Source organism: Streptococcus oralis (assembly GCF_001075875.1).
In the GTDB taxonomy this organism is placed as follows: Bacteria; Bacillota; Bacilli; order Lactobacillales; family Streptococcaceae; genus Streptococcus; species Streptococcus oralis_I.
Genome location: NZ_JUOS01000006.1, coordinates 1 through 370, shown reverse-complemented (window position 1 = coordinate 370; position 370 = coordinate 1). Strand labels below are relative to the sequence as shown.

Annotated in this window: 1 protein-coding gene; it reads left to right on the top strand. The window is 43.0% G+C overall.

All coding sequences use genetic code 11. The features are described 5' to 3' along the window. Positions 1 to 37: 37 nt before the first annotated feature. Positions 38 to 370, top strand: a 333-nt coding sequence (locus ADM33_RS00335) for a hypothetical protein (protein ID WP_049502687.1), incomplete at its 3' end; no start/stop codon positions are given.

The window sequence follows — 370 nt, the reverse complement described above, 5'->3', positions numbered from 1 at the left end:
CTCTGCTATACTACAAGCAGAGAAAGGGGGAAAGCAAATGCTTGAAAAGTATTATGAGAAAGTAAAAGGTATTGTCCATAGATGCCGAAAAGATTATTATCTCCACCTGTGGGAAAAAGAGGATTGGGATCAAGAAGGACTGATCTGTCTCTATGAACTCCTCGAGGCCCATCCAGAATTAGTGAAAGAGGAAAAGAAACTCTACGTCTACTTCAAAACAAAATTCCGCAATCGAATCCTAGATAGCGTCAGAAAACAAGAGAGTCAAAAACGTCGCCTGGACCGTATGGCCTATGAAGAAGTAGGCGAGATTAGCCATCGCCTACCAGAAGGAGGATTGTGGCTGGATGATTACTACGCCCTTCATGAA